The organism is Haemophilus haemolyticus (assembly GCF_003490935.1).
GTDB classification, from domain to species: Bacteria; Pseudomonadota; Gammaproteobacteria; order Enterobacterales; family Pasteurellaceae; genus Haemophilus; species Haemophilus haemolyticus_M.
In genome coordinates this window covers 46,129-62,442 of sequence record NZ_QQGD01000009.1, presented here as the reverse complement: position 1 = coordinate 62,442, position 16,314 = coordinate 46,129, and the positions used below count along the sequence as shown (strand labels likewise).

Sequence of the window (16,314 nt, the reverse complement as noted above, 5' to 3'; positions counted from 1 at the left end):
TAAAACAAGTCAATCAACAAGTGCCCACACAGATTGTCTGATACATTGTTAAAGAGCAAAAAACAACGACGCACGTGGAAACTTAAATACTTCACAACAGTGCGTCGTTGTGTGCGGTGCATTATAGAGATTTTCAAATCCCTTGCAAGTACTTTTTTGTAAAAATATTTAAAAAAATGATCTTTTGATGGAAATATAAACGCCTCCCTCAAAAGTGCGGTCAAAATTCGAAATATTTATTAAAAATTAAACCTTAGCTAAGATCTCCAGAATGCGGGCGTAAATAATGCTAAAAGCGTGAAAATTTCTAAGCGGCCGCATACCATTGCGATAGTTAAAATCCATTTGGCACTATCTGGAATGGCGATCATATTACTACTAACAGCACCTAATCCTGGCCCTAAATTATTTATACTCGCCAACACAGCATTAAAGGCATTGAAAGGTTCAACGCCACAAGCAATGACACCAAGTAAACAAATTAAAAATACTAAAATATAAGCCGAAAAGAATGCCCAAATACTACCTATCACTCTTTCATCTAATACATTTTTTCCCCATTTAATAGGATAAACCAAATTAGGATGGACCACACGTTTGAGTTCTCGTTTCCCTTGTAGGTAAAGCACTAATACACGCGCAACTCTTAAACCACCACCAACAGATCCTGCACAACCGCCCATAAAAGATGCAGAGATTAACAATACGGGCACAAATGATGGCCAAGCAGCAAAATCAGACGTTGTATAACCTGTTGTGGTAGAAATAGAGACGGCCTGAAACAATACCTGCTCAAAATCTTGCCATGAAGTCTTAAAGTAACTGTGTCCCCACATTACTGAAGTACAAACTACTACTAAAATAAGTTGGATACTGATAAAAAAACGAAATTCAGGATCACGCAAATAAATTTTGAAGAAATTTTCACGTCCAATCGTTGAAAATGCACGAAAATGTAAACCAAAGTTACAAGCAGAAACTAACAAAAATAAAACCGTAATTCCGTTAATCAATGGACTATTGAAATAACCAATACTTGCATCATGCGTTGAAAAACCGCCAATGGAAACAGTAGAGAAACTGTGGGTAATCGCATCAAAAATACTCATTCCCGCTAACCAATAAGCCAAAGCGCATGACAAGGTTAAAGAAAGGTAAATCATCCACAGAACTTTAGCGGTTTCTGTAATCCGTGGGCGAATTTTTTGCTCCTTCATTGGACCAGACATTTCTGCACGGTAAAGTTGCATTCCGCCAATACCTAAAAGGGGAATGATCGCAATCGCTAACACAATGATCCCCATTCCACCAAGCCATTGTAAAAACTGTCGGTAGAACAAAATTGCTTTTGGTAAATTATCCAATCCAGTCATCACGGTGGCACCTGTCGTCGTTAGACCCGAAAAGGCCTCAAATACAGCAGATGCAACCGTTAAGTGTGGCGCATCAAACAACAGAAGTGGTAAAGTAGCCAAGCCACCAAGTACAAACCAAAAAGCCACAACGATCAAAAAACCATCACGGGATCGTAATTCTTGTTTATGGTGATGGCATGGCCACCAAAGCAATGTGCCCGCCGTCAAGCTCAACATAAAAGCCTGCATAAATGCCTTACCGCCACCATCGCCATAAATTAGTGCGACAAATGCTGGAATCAGCATTGTGCCCGAAAAACACATTACAAGAATACCAATAATTCGGATAATCGATAAAATATGCACTATTATTCGCCTGTCTCTAAAAGTTGGATGACTAATCTGCCTGCAGACTTTTCCGTTAATTCTGAAGAAAAAACATCAACTGTTTTTTCACTAATACCTAAAATTAAATGAATATTTGCCTGAAAATCTTGAGATAAAATCTCAACCTGATATTTTTCACAAAGTTGTTGGACTAAATTTAGCTGGCCATAGTCACAATCAAGTTTGAAAGGGGCTCGTTCAACTTTAATTTCGCTTTCAATTAGCTTTAACGCTTGTTGAACGCCATTACCGTAAGCATGAACTAATCCGCCCGTTCCAAGCAAAATACCGCCATAATAGCGAACCACCACCGCACTGATTTCACCTAATTGACTACCTTGCAATGCACTCAGCATTGGCTTTCCTGCCGTTCCAGCAGGTTCGCCATCATCAGAAAAACCAAGTTGTAGAGAATCTGTTGGCTTGCCTGCTACGGCAGCCCAACAATGATGCCGAGCATTTGGATGTTCTTGTTTAATCTTTGCCCAAAAAGCTCTTGCGTCTTCTAAACCTTCGGTGTGCTGCAAATAAGTAATAAAACGGCTTTTCTTAATTTCTTCTTCAAAAATAACCGCACTTTTAGGAACGAGGTATTCCGCCATTTATTTTTTCAAGGTAATTTCAATGGCACTAGTCTATCACTGATGACTGGGATTTGTCGAAATTTTGCCGTAAGTGCGGTATGATATGGCTCTGTTTTTCAAAAGAAAAAAGAATATGTCTGAAATTTCCGTCACACAAACCCTAGATACGTTAGGATTACGTTGCCCAGAACCTGTGATGCTTGTTCGTAAAAATATTCGTCATCTTAACGATGGAGAAATACTTTTGATTATTGCTGACGATCCTGCAACAACAAGAGATATTCCAAGTTTCTGTCAATTTATGGATCACACATTACTGCAAAGTGAAGTGGAAAAACCACCGTTCAAATATTGGGTAAAGAAAGGAAAATAAAAAAATCGGCCTCATTAAAGTGCGGCCGATTTTTTTGTGATTTTTAAAGATTGCGTAAGGCTTCAATACGCTTTTCGAGTGGCGGATGGCTCATAAAGAGTTCACTGCGTTTACCATTAATCATAAAGGCATTTAAAGAACCTTCGAGATTTTGTGGTTCATGAAGTTGTTGCAAACGTTGCAATGCCATGATCATTTTTTCTTTACCCACTAAACTTGCGGAACCTGCATCTGCACGGAATTCGCGGTAGCGAGAGAACCACATCGCGATAATACTCGCAAGCACACCAAAGAGCATTTCCAATACCATCGAAACCAAGAAATAAATACCTGAACTGCGCGTTTCTTCTCCATTATTGTTACGCGAACTTGCTACCGCCGTTGCAATAACACGAGATAAGAAAATCACGAAAGTATTTAATACGCCTTGCAATAACGCCATCGTCACCATATCCCCATTAGAAATATGGGAAATTTCGTGCGCTAAAACAGCTTCAGCTTCAGCCTCCGTCATGTTGTTTAATAATCCCGTGCTCACTGCCACCAAAGAATTGCTTTTTGTCGCGCCTGTCGCAAAAGCATTCACATCGGGTGAATGATAAATCGCCACGTCTGGCATAGGAATTCCCGCTTTCTGCGCTTGGCGACGAACGGTATCAATTAACCAACGTTCAGTTTGATTACGATGTTGAGTAATCACCTCTCCATCTACAGAACGTAATGCCATCGTTTTAGACAGGAATAATGAAATTAATGAACCAGCAAAACCAAATAGCAACGCCATAATTAAAATGCCACCAGTGCTATTTCCTGCAATACCAGTCACACTTAAAATAATACCTAATACCAGCATTACAGCCATATTGGTTGCCAAGAAAAGAAGAATACGCATCATAATGTGTTCTCTCAAAGTTAGGGTTAAGTATTTCCTTAGTGGGGAAAATTCACAAAAAATTCAAGGTGTAATGTAAAATTTTTGTTATCATCATACAAACAAAAAGTGCGGTCAAAAACATGCGAGTTTATGACCGCACTTTTAAGCAGAAATTACCAAACAGAAAATTATTTTCTTACAGCAATCGCTTCAATTTCTAATCCCACATCTTTTGGTAAACGCGCAACTTCTACGCAAGAACGAGCAGGGAAGTTAGGATGATTATTTTCTTTAAAGAAACGTTCGTATTCTGCATTAACTGCTGCAAAATCGTTAAGATCTTTCACAAAAACCGTTGTTTTTACAATATCTGCGGCGGTTAAACCCGCTTTCTCGATAATCGCTTTCACGTTTTCTAAAGATTGGCGCGCTTGCGCAACGATGTCAGCTGGCACTTCGCCTGTTGCAGGATTCACGGGAATTTGTCCTGAGGTGAAAACTAAATTGCCAAGATCAACCGCTTGAACATAAGGGCCAATGGCTGCTGGTGCTTTTTCAGTATGAATAATTTGAGTCATCATTTTCTCCTTGGTTGATAAAAAGTGCGGTTATTTTTCACCGCACTTTTTTGTTTATTAATCAATTTCTTTTAGCACGTCATCAGAAAGCGATTCTTTATTTTCTGTTGATTTGCCATCACTCACTTTAAATTGTAAATTTTGGTAATACGCTTCTCTAAAGGTTACATATGGATCTTGTGCTTGGCGTAACAACTCCGCGTTATCAATATTTTTCGCACGGGCATCCACTGCTTGCACACCATATTTCACTAAGGACCACGGACCGCCAACCCATTCCCAGAATGGATACATATAAGCCGCATCAACCACAGCACCCGTTAATTGACGTGGCGTTGTTGCATTATAAATTGGTAGCACAATATAAGTGCCCGCATCTACGCCGTAGCTACCTAACGTTTCACCAAAACCACGTTGATTATCTATGCGTAATTCTTTGCTTGCGCTCGCAAAATCAATAAAGCCACCTAGACCAAATACGGTGTTAATCCAAAAACGATTAAAGTGAACAAATGCTTTTTTCGGTTCACCTTCAATTAAGCGGTTAACAAAACTTACTGGCTCATCAAGATTATTGGCAATACCAGCAAGACCTGAAGAAATAGGCTTAGGCACATAGTTATTCCAACCTTTTGCAGCAGGCTCTAACACATAGCGATCCATAACGTTATAGTTAAATTTCCACATGGTTCGATTGAACCCTTCAAGGGTATCATTACGCTCAGTCGCTTGTTTTGTGTCGTTCTTATTTGCACAACCTGTCAGCACAATCACGCCGAAAAGTGCGGTCAAAATCGTCTTTATTTTCATTTTGAATCCTTATATAAATGTGGGCTTATTCTACCTAATTTGCCAAGTAACAACAAAATAAATCTTGCCCATAAAACATATAAAAAGTGCGGTAAAAACACCTTATTTTTACCGCACTTTCTCATCCCTAACATAAAACTAATTTCGTTTTCTGACCTTTCAGATAATTAACAATTCCTTCGGGAACATCATCCGTAAACAAATATTCCACATCACTTAATTCGCCCAATCGAACAATCGCTTGGCGCGTAAATTTAGAGTGATCGGTCACTAATAACGTATGACGTGAACTTTCAATAATCGCTCGTTTTACTTGTACTTCGTGGTAATCATAATCCAATAATGAACCATCAGCATCGATCGCACTAATCCCTAAAATCCCGAAATCTAGGCGAAATTGAGAAATAAAATTCACCGTAGCTTCGCCAATAATTCCCCCATCCATTCGTAACGATCCGCCCGCCATGACAATATCAAAACTTTCATTTTGGCGTAAAAGATGAGCGGCATTCAGATTGTTCGTCACAATTCGGAGTTTTTCATGGCCAAGCAATGCATTGGCGACAGCCTCAGGCGTCGTACCAATATCAATAAACAACGATGCACCGTTAGGAATCAACTTCGCAACTTCCTGTGCAATATTATTTTTTTGTAATGAAAAGAATTGCTTACGATCCACGTAATCAGAATTTTCTGCAGAAGATGGCGATGCCGCACCACCGTGATGGCGGCGAATTAAATCTAACTCCGCCAAAATATTCAAATCACGGCGAATCGTTTGAGGGCTAACATCTAAGGCAGCAACCAATTCTTCCGTGCTTAAATAGCCGGATTGTTCCACCAGTTTAATAATTTGTTGATGCCGTAATGACTGCTTCATAGAGAATCCCTTATCCAAATTGAATACACCTACTGTAGCGAATTTTTACGTAATTTGCTATCGATAAATCCCCAAATCAAGCCAACAATCAAGCCTGAAATATGCGCTGCATTTCCCATTTCAACACCAAATAAGGGGCTAATAAAACCTAATGCGATCCCCACCAATAACATTGTGAAAAAACCTTCTGGCAGATCAAATAAATGATGATTCAATTTATCGCATATAAATACATACCCCAACACAGCATATACAACACCAGAAAGTCCAAAGAAAGCGGGGCCAGACACATAATTTTGCACATATCCTGTTATGGCGGAGGTTACAACATACAACATCAATAATTTGACCGAACCAAAAGTGCGTTCAATCATTCCGCCAAAAATAAAAAACCAAGACAGATTAAACAAAATATGCAAATTAGATAAATGTACCAATGTATGTGAAATATAACGCCACGCTTCGCTATCTTGCTCTTCGTAAGCGGGGTAATGCATCAAATACATAATATCGTCTTCAAAACCCAGCTGTTGAGCAATATAAATAAGCGCACAAAGTGAGGTGAGAATTAACGTGATTTTTCCTTGTTGAGCTAAAAAGTTTTTCATTCGTGATCTCGTGCTTCTGCGCAAATTTAAAAATCGGACTTCGCATTAAATGTCATTGTTTCCCCTGTAATAGGGTGGGTAATCATCAATTCTTCTGCGTGCAAACATAATCTTGGCGACATAGCTTTAGCCTGAGGATGAGAGTAAAATTTATCGCCTAAAATTGGATGTCCCAATGCTAACATATGCAGGCGTAATTGATGAGATCGGCCTGTCACGGGCGTCAGTTTCACACGAGTACTGTTATTGGGCAAACGTGCTAAAACTTCGAATTTTGTGACCGCTCTTTTTCCTAAAACGAAATCCAAACGTTGGCGAGGTCGATTTTCCCAATCACAAATCATCGGCAAATTTACCTCGCCATAAGCTTTCTCCAAATGCCCCCAAACAATCGCTTGATAATGTTTTTTCGGTTCACGTTCGCGAAATTGACGTTTTAATTCACGATCCGCCGCCTTACTTAAAGCAAACACAATAATGCCGCTCGTGGCCATATCCAAACGATGGGCAGGCTCACAAAAGCCGAATTTTTCTTTTACTCGACTCATTGCGCTATCGTAATATTGTGGTTGATTGCCAGGCACAGAAAGCAAACCGCTAGGTTTGTTCACCACGCACAAATGATTATCTTGATAAATAATATCTAAATAAGGTTCAAGAGGCGGATTGTATTCAATCAATGCCATTTTTATTCCTTGTTCGTCACAATGACACGCAAGCAATCCAAACGCCAATTTGCTTTAGAAAGCTCGTCCAGTGATTGTGTTCGTTGTTGTTCCAAAATATCAATTTCGATTTGACGAATATTTTTATTCACCGCTCGCAAAGCCTGTAAACGGTTAATTTCTGCGCTTAATTGTTGATCTGCTTGATTTTTAGCTTCAGCAATAATCGGTTCAGCTAAAGATTTTACGAGTTGAGCACCTCGCGTGATCAAGGATTCAATGTTGCTCCGTGCCATTTTCACCATTTGATTGGCAATATTTTTACCGAGTGGTTTCAATTTGCTATGCAATGTTTCAAAGGCAACCTGCTCACCAATGTTATTTCCTTTGTTATCAAGCAGCAGACGAATAGGCGTTGGCGGCAAGAAACGATTGAGCTGTAACCCTTTTGGCGATTGGCTTTCCACTACATAAATCAATTCAATTAATAAGGTGCCAGCGGGCAGTTGCTTATTCACAAGCAATGCCATTGCGGCTTTGCCAATATCACCCGAAGCAACAAGATCAATACCTTGACGAATCATAGGATGATCCCAAGTCAAGAATTCCATTTCTTCGCGAGCAAGGGCAAGTTCTCGATCAAAGGTAACCGTCACACCTTCTTCTTTTAAACCCGGAAAATCGGGCACAAGCATTGTCCCAGTTGGGCTAATCACAATACTATTTGCCCCAAGATCTTCTTGCTCTACGCCAATAATATCAAATAATTTTAAAGCAAAATTCACAAGCTCTGGCGAATTATCTTCATCAGCAATTTGGTCCGCTAACGCTTGTGCTTGCTCACCGCCATGAGAATTTAGCTCTAATAAACGATCACGACCTTTTTCTAACTCAATCTTGAGTCTTTCCCGCACGGTTTTAGTTTGTTTTAATAATTCGGAAAATTCATTCTCTGAAAGTGCGGTAGAATTTGACCGCACTTTTTCCAACTCATCGGAAAACTGCGCAAATAATGCCATTCCCATTGGACAAGTTTGTTCAAAAGCATTGAGTCCCTCATTGTACCAACGAGCTAAACGACTTTGAGGCGAATCTTTCGCACAAGGCACATAAATTTGCACATCACGTTTTTGTCCAATACGATCTAATCGGCCAATACATTGTTCCAATAAATCAGGATTTGTCGGTAAATCAAATAACACTAAATTTGCCGCAAATTGGAAATTACGCCCTTCCGAGCCAATACTCGAGCTCAGTAAAACCTGTGCGCCGTTTTCTAAATCCGAAAAATACGCCGCGGCTCTATCCCGTTCAATAATCGACATTTTTTCGTGGAACACTGCGGCGCGAATCGCCTCACGTTCACGTAAAATTTGTTCTAACTGAATCGCCGTGGCCGCAGTCTTACAAATCACAAAAATTTTTTCATCGCGATGTAGTTTGAGGAAATCAATCAGCCAATCAATTTTATCATTCTCTTCCGAGAGTGTAATTTGGTGGTAAACACGGTGCGGAAAACCTTTCACGCCTTGACGTGTATTGCGGAATAACATTCGCCCCGTGCCGTGACGATCAATTAAGGCTTGGATCAGTTCCTGACGGGCTCGATGCTGTTCTTCATCATTATTTGATGCAATCGCTTTAAAAAGTGGCTCGACATCTTGTTCAAGCAACAAATCAGAAATATGATTTTTTTCTACCGCACTTAATGCCTTATTTGCCAGCAAAGATTCAACAGCATTAACCACAGGTTGATAGCGTTCCTGCTCTTTCACAAAGGTTTGATAATCAAAGAAACGTTCTGGATCCAGTAAGCGCAAACGAGCAAAATGACTTTCTTGCCCAAGTTGTTCTGGGGTTGCCGTAAGTAACAATACAGAGGGAATGATACAAGCAAGCTGTTCAACTAATAAATAAGCTGCACTTGGTGAAGATTCTGACCACACGAGGTGATGTGCCTCATCCACAATTAAACAGTCAAATTGAGCATTGAGCGCCTGCTCTACTCGATTTGGATGAGTTTCTAACCAATTCAGCGAACAAATAATTAAGCTTTCCGTTGTAAATGGATTAACGGTATCAAGATCAAAATCGTTGCAACGTTCTTCATCAAAAAGTGAAAAATGCAAATTAAAACGACGAAGCATTTCCACCAACCATTGATGTTGCAACGTTTCTGGCACGATAATAAGAACACGTTGCACTTTCTCAGCAAAAAGTTGGTTCTGCAAAATCATTCCTGCTTCAATGGTTTTCCCTAAACCAACCTCATCCGCCAATAACACGCGAGGATTAACTCGATTACCGACTTCAGCTGCAATATGAAGCTGATGAGGAATTAAACCCGCACGTGTTCCGCGTAAACCACGCAATGGTGATTTAAATTGTGCTTGCTGATGACAAAGCGTGCGATAACGCAATGCAAAATGACTGCTGCGATCAATTTGCGCTGAAAACAGACGCTCTTTCGCTTGGCTAAAAGAAATAATCGGTGAAATATCACGTTCTTGCACAATGACATCTTCACCTTGTGGATTTTTAACTAAATAAAATAGCAAACCGTTCATATTTTGAACGTCTAAAACCTCACCTTGCCAGCCAGCTTGATGGGATAATGTTTCACCTTTACTAAATACAATTCGGCTTAAAGGCGCTTGTACAGCAGCATATATACGCGTTTCATCTGCAGCGGGGAAATAAATCGTGACGGTTCGTTGATCTAATGCGGTAATGACACCTAATCCTAAAGCGTTTTCACTTTCACTCAACCAGCGCTGACCAATAGCAAAGGGCATAATAATTCTCTTTCTGATTTGTATTGATAAAATTTGGGGGCGTATTGTAGCTTGCTTAAATAGCAAAAGAAATTAATAAAAGAGAATAAAAAAATAGATTGAAGAAATAAATGGCACGCCCTAAAGGATTCGAACCTTTGACCCACGCCTTAGAAGGGCGTTGCTCTATCCAGCTGAGCTAAGGGCGCATTCAAAGGATTTCTTTTGTACGGAATTTCAAGACAATATAAAAGAAGTGGTCGGCGAGATAGGATTTGAACCTACGACCCACTGGTCCCAAACCAGTTGCGCTACCAAGCTGCGCTACTCGCCGACGAGTGCGGTCAATTATAGGTTTGTTTTTATCTCAGTCAATTAATTTTTTGATTTTTTAATTTAATTGTTCAAAATTATTCCACTTTAGGAAAAACGCCCCCTTTTTCGTTGTAAAAAAATCATTGTCCGCTAAAATAGCAAACGCTTTCTTTCCCATCATTCAAAAGGACAGCCCAATGACCGCACAAATTATCTCTGGTACCGCACTTTCAAAAAAAATTAAAGCCGATGTGGCAGATAAAATTACCCATTACGTTAAGCAAGGAAAACGCGCACCTGGGCTTGCAGTCATTCTCGTAGGTGCCGATCCTGCTTCGCAAATCTACGTCGGTAATAAACGTAAAAGCTGTGAAGAAATTGGCATTCTCTCTAAATCTTATGATCTGCCAGATACCACCACACAAGATGAATTGTTATCGATTATTGACCAGCTTAATGCTGATAAAAATATTGATGGTATTTTGGTGCAACTACCATTACCCAAACAAATTAACACAGAAGCAATAATTGAAAGAATCGATCCGAAAAAAGATGTGGATGGTTTCCATCCTTACAATGTTGGGCTTTTATGTCAACGCATTCCAACTTTACGTGCCTGCACCCCTTATGGCGTAATGAAACTATTAGAAACAACGGGGATTGACTTACATGGCAAACACGCAGTAATTGTAGGCGCATCCAATATTGTCGGTCGCCCAATGTCTTTAGAATTATTATTAGCAGGCGCAACTGTCACAGTAACTCATCGATTCACCAAAGATTTAGAAAGCCATGTTCGCCAAGCAGATATACTTGTCGTCGCGGTGGGTAAGCCAAATTTGATTCCTGGCGATTGGATCAAAGAAAGTGCGGTCGTCATTGATGTCGGAATTAACCGTGTAGATGGAAAATTAGTAGGCGATGTAGAGTTTGACAAAGCAGCCGAAAAAGCAGCTTATATTACCCCCGTTCCTGGCGGTGTTGGACCAATGACCGTTGCAATGTTAATGAGCAATACGCTTTACGCTTATGAACACAACAAATAGCTTTGTATAAAAGAATCTTATAACAAAAAAATGGGTTAAAGTCTGATTAGCTTTAACCCATTTATTTTAATCACTGAATTCAGTAAATAATCAAATCTAAATTAGTTCAACCAGAACATATAACCGACAGTCGCAATTACGACGATACACACTAAATTCAATACGAAACCAGCTTTTACCATTTCACTTTGTTTCACTTGACCAGAACCGAATACAATAGCATTTGGTGGCGTTGCAACTGGTAGCATGAAGGCACACGATGCACCAAGACCAATAATTAATGCTAAACCAATTTCTGGCATACCCAATGATTGGGCAATAGAAATAAAGATTGGGACGAGTAATGCCGCACTTGCTGTGTTAGAGGTAAATTCAGTTAAGAAAATAATGAATGCTGCAACTAACAAGCCAATAAGATAGAAATGTTGTCCTTCAATCATAAAGACAATACTATCTGCTAAAATCTTGCTTGCTCCAGAATCCTTCAATACCGCACTTAGCGTCAATCCACCACCGAAAAGCATTAATACGCCCCAATCGGTACTTTCTTGAATTTGTTTCCAGCTTGCAATTCCCGTAGAACAAATCACAATAGCCGCTAATAAAGCGACGACACTATCGAAGCTTGCAATATTTTTCTGCAAACCAAGTAAGCCTGAAATCAGCGGATTAATTTGCCCACTAAATACCCAAGTTAAGGCAATCACAACAAAAATAACAAGTGTTAATACACGCACTGAATTCATTTCAATGCTTTCAAAAGATTGCTCAAAATTAATATTAAGTTTTGGCTTAAAAATAATGTAAAGCGTACCAATCATCAGTGGTAGCAAAATGATCATTATTGGTAAACCGTACCATAACCAATCTGCAAAAGTTAAATGCAAGTTACTGGCTACAATCGCATTCGGTGGACTCCCCACAAGGGTTCCCATACCACCAATTGATGCACTATAAGCAATCCCTAACAACACAAACACATAAGTATTATGTTCTTTCTCACGATCAAGTTGGCTTAAAATTCCCATTGCAAGAGGTAACATCATGGCTGCAGTTGCCGTGTTACTCATCCACATAGAGAGGAAGGCTGTAATCAAAAAGAGATAAATAATGGCAATAAATAAATTACCGCGCGCTAATGCCATAATCTTATTAGCAATCATTTTATCAAGTTTTTGAATATGCAAGGCTGTAGCCAAAGAAAAGCCACCAAAGAATAAAAAGATTGTAGGATCAGCAAAAGCCACTAAAGCTTGCTTAGTACTCACTAAATCTAGCGCAATCGCCAATAATGGCACCAATAATGCGGTAACCGTAACATGCAATGCCTCGGTTAACCAAAGCACTGCGACAAAAGCCAATAAAGCTAAACCAGCACTGGCCTTTGGCTCATAAGGTAGCACTTTTAATAACACAAAAAACAGCACTATATCTAAAATAAAAATAATGCCATTTTTGTGATTTTTGAAAGATTTCATCTCAGTCATAAAGCTCCTCCGTTAGTGTTCTAACTCGAACGGACTACAATGTTAAATGAATGTTAATAAGTTGCAATGCTCAATTTTCAGAAATGTGATCTAGTGCAATAAATTTCGATAAAAAAAGTGCGGTTATTTTTCACCGCACTTTTGCTTTTCAGTATTATTCGTCCGAATCATCTAAATCTAAGGGCTCTTGCGAAAGTATAATTCCTGTCAGATCTGCGTAAATATAATCTTCTGGGAAAAAGGTTACACCACCAAAATTCACTGGAACATCACTCTCACCAGCGCTGCCCTCATCTGCACTAACTGGAATTGGCGCAAGGGCATGAATACCAATATCGAGATTTTCTAATTGCTGAATTTGGCGTACTGCACCATATACAATAATGCCTTCCCAACCATTATCAACAGCAAGTTGAGCCAATTCTGCATCAATCAAACCACGGCGTACCGCACCACCTCCATCAATGACAAGCACTCGACCTTCGCCGTTTTCTTCTAATACTTCAGCAATTAATCCATTACTTTCAAAGCATTTTACCGTAGTGACTTTACCGTAAAAATTACTTACGCCACCAAAGCTTGAAAAAATTGGCTCTACTACATCCACTTGTTCTGCATAAAGATCGCAAAGTTCTGAAGTATCAATAAACATAACTTTCCCCTATCGATTGTTGAAATTTTGTTTGCTTTAGTATATGCCGATTTAGCCGATAAGCAAGCCTAAACTAAACAAGATATTGATTAATAACGAAATCATAGACATTTGAGCCAACATTGGACGTAATTCACTTGGCTGCTGACTGCGATAAACAAAGATCGCATGTTTAGCTAACAATGGCATTGCCAATACAAATAAATAATTTGTCCAAGAAATGGCCGTTGCCACCACAAATGCTAAATAACATAAGGCCGCCACACTTAATAAAATACAGTGGTAAACTCGCCCCTTATATGCACCTAAACGAACGGCTAAGGTATTTTTGCCCGCTTTCGCATCCTGTTCAATATCGCGTAAATTATTGATATTTAATACCGCACTTGCCAATAAGCCGGAGCCAATAGCAGGTAAAATAATGTGGCTATCAATGCTATGCGTTTGCAAATAATAAGTGCCACCAACACCAAGCAAACCAAAAAAGACTAATACAGAAATATCGCCCAAGCCCATATAGCCATAAGGTTTTGCGCCCACCGTGTAAGTAATGGCAGCAACAATAGCTAAAATGCCAAGCGCAGCAAAAACGAATAAATCGGAGAGGCTTTCATAAGCGATACCAATCAAAAAACTGCCTGAAAGAAAACTGGCTACCACCATTAGAATTAATCCCCATTTCAGTTCTTTTGTTGAAATGGCACCTTTTTGAATACCACGCAATGGCCCAATTCGTTCTTCAGTATCTGAACCTTTTTGATGATCCCCATAATCATTGGCAAAATTAGAAAGCACCTGTAATAAAATTGTCGTGAGTAAACAAAGTGCCATTACAAGCCCATTAAAACCTTGTGGATTCGCCCAATAACCTAATGCGGAGCCAGTAAAAATCGATGCCAACGCTAAGGGCAAAGTTTTTGGTCGAGCTGTTTCCCACCACATTTTCAATTTTTCATTTGTCATTTTTTTTGACCGCACTTTTGATTACAATAAGCCGCGTATTCTACACTAAGACACCCAATTTATGAATGATTTAACCTTATCGCCTATCGCCATTATCCACACGCCTTATAAAGAAAAATTCTCCGTACCACGCCAACCTAATTTAGTTGAAGACGGCGTAGGCATTGTAGAACTCTTACCGCCTTATAATTCGCCTGAAGCCGTACGAGGATTGGAACAATTCAGTCATCTTTGGTTAATTTTTCAGTTTGATCAAATCCAACAAGGAAAATGGCAACCCACCGTACGCCCACCGCGGTTGGGCGGTAATCAACGAGTTGGCGTGTTTGCTTCGCGCGCAACACACCGCCCGAATCCTCTCGGTTTATCCAAAGTCAAATTACGTCAAGTAGAATGCATCAACGGTAACGTTTTTCTCCATTTAGGTGCGGTGGATTTAGTGGATGGCACACCCATTTTCGATATCAAACCCTATATTGCCTATGCGGATAGTGAACCAAATGCGCAATCGAGCTTTGCCCAAGAAAAACCACCAGCAAAATTGACTGTTGAATTTACCGAACAAGCCCAAAGTGCGGTAAAAAAACGAGAAGAAAAACGACCGCACTTAAGTCGTTTCATTCGCCAAGTGCTAGAACAAGATCCTCGCCCAGCCTATCAACAAGGAAAACCGAGTGATCGTATTTATGGAATGAGTTTGTATGAATTTAATGTGAAATGGCGAATTAAAGCGGGTACGCTTGATTGTGTAGAAGTAATTGAAATAGAAAAAGACAAATAGATGGAATATGTAAATAAGGCAGGGAATCCCTGCCTTAGTCGATTTAATGCCTTATTTTAAGAAAAACTGCCCTTTAGCTAATTTAATAATTGTCATTAGAACTAATAAGCCAATCATTAAATTCGAGAAAACAAAGGCAAAAATAGACACGCCTTGTAAAACATTACCATGATAGAAAGCGATAGCACTGTTTGCCATAGACGCTAATCCGAATGAGAATCCCCATAAGCCAATGTTAAGTCCTTTTTCCACAATCCAAGGGAATAATCGCAATAAGAAAAATAATTGCAAGAATCCATATCCCCAAAGGATTTTAACTAAAGTATCCACTTCGCCATGATTAAGTGATAAATAAGCAGACGCTCCCACAAATGCAGGCGCAAGAATAATGCCCATTGTGGCTCTAAATGGCGGCTCAAGAGATGAAATTCGCAAATGTTGTAATAATACTGGCTCAAAAATAATCCATGCAACCATTCCTGCACCGAAGAACAAATAACCTAAATCATGGTAACCGAGTAATGCCAATGAACTTGCACTTGTGAAATTTGCCGCTACCGCAGGCAAATAAAATGGAGGGCGAGTGGATTTTTGTTCAAATACACCACCTTGCCATAATTCACTGATACGCAATGATGAGAAAAGTAACTGTCCTACTGTACCAATCCAAATCATCACTTCAGCTATTAAAGGATTCCAACGATAAATAATATCGCCCACTAACATGGTTGTAATAGGAATCAACGCAATAAAGGAAAAACGAACTGGGCAATGATACTCTGCACGAACTTCTTCAAAGTAATAACGAAGTTTATACGCATACAGTAAAATAAATAAAATCCAGACCGCACTTGCTACGATGCCAAGAACATCACTTACGATTCGCGCAGCAGGAAATAAGTTTTCTAGATGAAACCAAGCCAAAGATAAGGCAGCTAAACCAAGAGGAATACCGAAATATCCCGTTGGAAGAGGAAAAGGTTTTGTTGTACTCATAATATTATCCTTATTTTGAAAAATTTGAGTGAAGTTTAGCATAGCTATCAACAACAGACTTTTCTAAAAATCTCAAATTTTTGTGAAATTTCTATAGAGAAACATACTTATTGTTCTGGAATAAAGCGTCTACCAATTTTCATACAAATAAAAAACCCGAACTTTCATTCGGGTTTTCTTATGTAG

Annotated in this window: 16 protein-coding genes and 2 tRNA genes; 3 read left to right on the top strand and 15 right to left on the bottom strand. The window is 39.4% G+C overall.

Going from position 1 to position 16,314, the window contains the following annotated elements:
• Window positions 1-257 precede the first annotated feature (257 nt).
• A complete protein-coding gene (locus DV417_RS09170; RefSeq protein ID WP_065249428.1) occupies window positions 258-1,721 on the bottom strand; it encodes a TrkH family potassium uptake protein in 1,464 nt (487 codons plus the stop codon).
• Between the two features lie 2 nt (window positions 1,722-1,723).
• Complete coding sequence (locus DV417_RS09165) at window positions 1,724-2,344, bottom strand: YigZ family protein (RefSeq protein WP_118879458.1); 621 nt, start codon at window positions 2,342-2,344, stop codon at window positions 1,724-1,726.
• 115 nt (window positions 2,345-2,459) lie between these two features.
• Here DV417_RS09165 and tusA point away from each other — a divergent pair, with 115 nt between their 5' ends.
• A complete protein-coding gene (gene tusA / locus DV417_RS09160) occupies window positions 2,460-2,699 on the top strand; it encodes a sulfurtransferase TusA (protein WP_005630802.1) in 240 nt (79 codons plus the stop codon).
• Between the two features lie 43 nt (window positions 2,700-2,742).
• Here tusA and htpX read toward each other — a convergent pair whose 3' ends face one another.
• The 9 genes from htpX to DV417_RS09115 all read right to left on the bottom strand — a co-directional run bounded on the left by htpX (window position 2,743) and on the right by DV417_RS09115 (window position 10,222).
• Window positions 2,743-3,597, bottom strand: a complete 855-nt coding sequence (gene htpX / locus DV417_RS09155; RefSeq protein WP_192878579.1) for a protease HtpX — start codon at window positions 3,595-3,597, stop codon at window positions 2,743-2,745.
• Between the two features lie 164 nt (window positions 3,598-3,761).
• A complete protein-coding gene (locus DV417_RS09150; RefSeq protein WP_118879456.1) occupies window positions 3,762-4,151 on the bottom strand; it encodes a RidA family protein in 390 nt (129 codons plus the stop codon).
• A 57-nt stretch (window positions 4,152-4,208) separates the two neighbouring features.
• The gene (locus DV417_RS09145) at window positions 4,209-4,961 is read right to left on the bottom strand and encodes an MlaA family lipoprotein (protein ID WP_118879455.1); all 753 of its coding nucleotides are present in this window, start codon (window positions 4,959-4,961) and stop codon (window positions 4,209-4,211) included.
• 127 nt (window positions 4,962-5,088) lie between these two features.
• A complete protein-coding gene (locus DV417_RS09140) occupies window positions 5,089-5,841 on the bottom strand; it encodes a DeoR/GlpR family transcriptional regulator (RefSeq protein WP_118879454.1) in 753 nt (250 codons plus the stop codon).
• Between the two features lie 29 nt (window positions 5,842-5,870).
• Window positions 5,871-6,449, bottom strand: coding sequence for a rhomboid family intramembrane serine protease (locus DV417_RS09135; protein ID WP_118879453.1), 579 nt, complete (start codon window positions 6,447-6,449; stop codon window positions 5,871-5,873).
• Between the two features lie 26 nt (window positions 6,450-6,475).
• A complete protein-coding gene (gene rluA, locus DV417_RS09130; RefSeq protein ID WP_118879452.1) occupies window positions 6,476-7,135 on the bottom strand; it encodes a bifunctional tRNA pseudouridine(32) synthase/23S rRNA pseudouridine(746) synthase RluA in 660 nt (219 codons plus the stop codon).
• A 2-nt stretch (window positions 7,136-7,137) separates the two neighbouring features.
• Window positions 7,138-9,909 (bottom strand): RNA polymerase-associated protein RapA, encoded by a 2,772-nt coding sequence (rapA, locus tag DV417_RS09125; protein ID WP_118879451.1) that lies wholly within the window; start codon window positions 9,907-9,909, stop codon window positions 7,138-7,140.
• A 111-nt stretch (window positions 9,910-10,020) separates the two neighbouring features.
• A tRNA-Arg gene (locus tag DV417_RS09120) sits at window positions 10,021-10,097 on the bottom strand.
• Window positions 10,098-10,145: 48 nt separating this feature from the next.
• A tRNA-Pro gene (locus tag DV417_RS09115) sits at window positions 10,146-10,222 on the bottom strand.
• A gap of 178 nt (window positions 10,223-10,400) precedes the next feature.
• Between DV417_RS09115 and folD the strand changes: the two genes are divergently transcribed.
• Window positions 10,401-11,249 (top strand): bifunctional methylenetetrahydrofolate dehydrogenase/methenyltetrahydrofolate cyclohydrolase FolD, encoded by an 849-nt coding sequence (folD, locus tag DV417_RS09110; RefSeq protein WP_118879450.1) that lies wholly within the window; start codon window positions 10,401-10,403, stop codon window positions 11,247-11,249.
• A 101-nt stretch (window positions 11,250-11,350) separates the two neighbouring features.
• Here the strand turns inward: folD and DV417_RS09105 are convergent, their stop codons facing one another.
• From DV417_RS09105 to menA, 3 genes are all read right to left on the bottom strand, one after another.
• Complete coding sequence (locus DV417_RS09105; protein ID WP_118879449.1) at window positions 11,351-12,736, bottom strand: DASS family sodium-coupled anion symporter; 1,386 nt, start codon at window positions 12,734-12,736, stop codon at window positions 11,351-11,353.
• Between the two features lie 154 nt (window positions 12,737-12,890).
• Window positions 12,891-13,388, bottom strand: coding sequence for a ribonuclease E activity regulator RraA (rraA, locus tag DV417_RS09100; protein ID WP_118879448.1), 498 nt, complete (start codon window positions 13,386-13,388; stop codon window positions 12,891-12,893).
• A 51-nt stretch (window positions 13,389-13,439) separates the two neighbouring features.
• On the bottom strand, window positions 13,440-14,351 hold the full coding sequence (menA, locus tag DV417_RS09095) for a 1,4-dihydroxy-2-naphthoate octaprenyltransferase (RefSeq protein ID WP_118879447.1): 912 nt from the start codon (window positions 14,349-14,351) through the stop codon (window positions 13,440-13,442).
• 61 nt (window positions 14,352-14,412) lie between these two features.
• Here menA and tsaA point away from each other — a divergent pair, with 61 nt between their 5' ends.
• On the top strand, window positions 14,413-15,132 hold the full coding sequence (tsaA, locus tag DV417_RS09090; protein WP_118879446.1) for a tRNA (N6-threonylcarbamoyladenosine(37)-N6)-methyltransferase TrmO: 720 nt from the start codon (window positions 14,413-14,415) through the stop codon (window positions 15,130-15,132).
• Window positions 15,133-15,183: 51 nt separating this feature from the next.
• On the opposite strand, the gene tehA is transcribed toward tsaA, so the two are convergent.
• Window positions 15,184-16,128, bottom strand: coding sequence for a dicarboxylate transporter/tellurite-resistance protein TehA (gene tehA / locus DV417_RS09085; protein ID WP_192878578.1), 945 nt, complete (start codon window positions 16,126-16,128; stop codon window positions 15,184-15,186).
• Window positions 16,129-16,314 lie beyond the last annotated feature (186 nt).

What these genes read in the sequence shown, in the direction of transcription:
- DV417_RS09165 (WP_118879458.1), bottom strand. Translation starts at nt 2,344, where the DNA reads ATGGCGGAATACCTCGTTCCTAAAAGTGCGGTTATTTTTGAAGAAGAA.
- tusA (WP_005630802.1), top strand. Translation starts at nt 2,460, where the DNA reads ATGTCTGAAATTTCCGTCACACAAACCCTAGATACGTTAGGATTACGT.
- DV417_RS09150 (WP_118879456.1), bottom strand. Translation starts at nt 4,151, where the DNA reads ATGACTCAAATTATTCATACTGAAAAAGCACCAGCAGCCATTGGCCCT.
- DV417_RS09145 (WP_118879455.1), bottom strand. Translation starts at nt 4,961, where the DNA reads ATGAAAATAAAGACGATTTTGACCGCACTTTTCGGCGTGATTGTGCTG.
- DV417_RS09140 (WP_118879454.1), bottom strand. Translation starts at nt 5,841, where the DNA reads ATGAAGCAGTCATTACGGCATCAACAAATTATTAAACTGGTGGAACAA.
- DV417_RS09135 (WP_118879453.1), bottom strand. Translation starts at nt 6,449, where the DNA reads ATGAAAAACTTTTTAGCTCAACAAGGAAAAATCACGTTAATTCTCACC.
- rluA (WP_118879452.1), bottom strand. Translation starts at nt 7,135, where the DNA reads ATGGCATTGATTGAATACAATCCGCCTCTTGAACCTTATTTAGATATT.
- rapA (WP_118879451.1), bottom strand. Translation starts at nt 9,909, where the DNA reads ATGCCCTTTGCTATTGGTCAGCGCTGGTTGAGTGAAAGTGAAAACGCT.
- folD (WP_118879450.1), top strand. Translation starts at nt 10,401, where the DNA reads ATGACCGCACAAATTATCTCTGGTACCGCACTTTCAAAAAAAATTAAA.
- DV417_RS09105 (WP_118879449.1), bottom strand. Translation starts at nt 12,736, where the DNA reads ATGACTGAGATGAAATCTTTCAAAAATCACAAAAATGGCATTATTTTT.
- rraA (WP_118879448.1), bottom strand. Translation starts at nt 13,388, where the DNA reads ATGTTTATTGATACTTCAGAACTTTGCGATCTTTATGCAGAACAAGTG.
- menA (WP_118879447.1), bottom strand. Translation starts at nt 14,351, where the DNA reads ATGACAAATGAAAAATTGAAAATGTGGTGGGAAACAGCTCGACCAAAA.
- tsaA (WP_118879446.1), top strand. Translation starts at nt 14,413, where the DNA reads ATGAATGATTTAACCTTATCGCCTATCGCCATTATCCACACGCCTTAT.
- tehA (WP_192878578.1), bottom strand. Translation starts at nt 16,128, where the DNA reads ATGAGTACAACAAAACCTTTTCCTCTTCCAACGGGATATTTCGGTATT.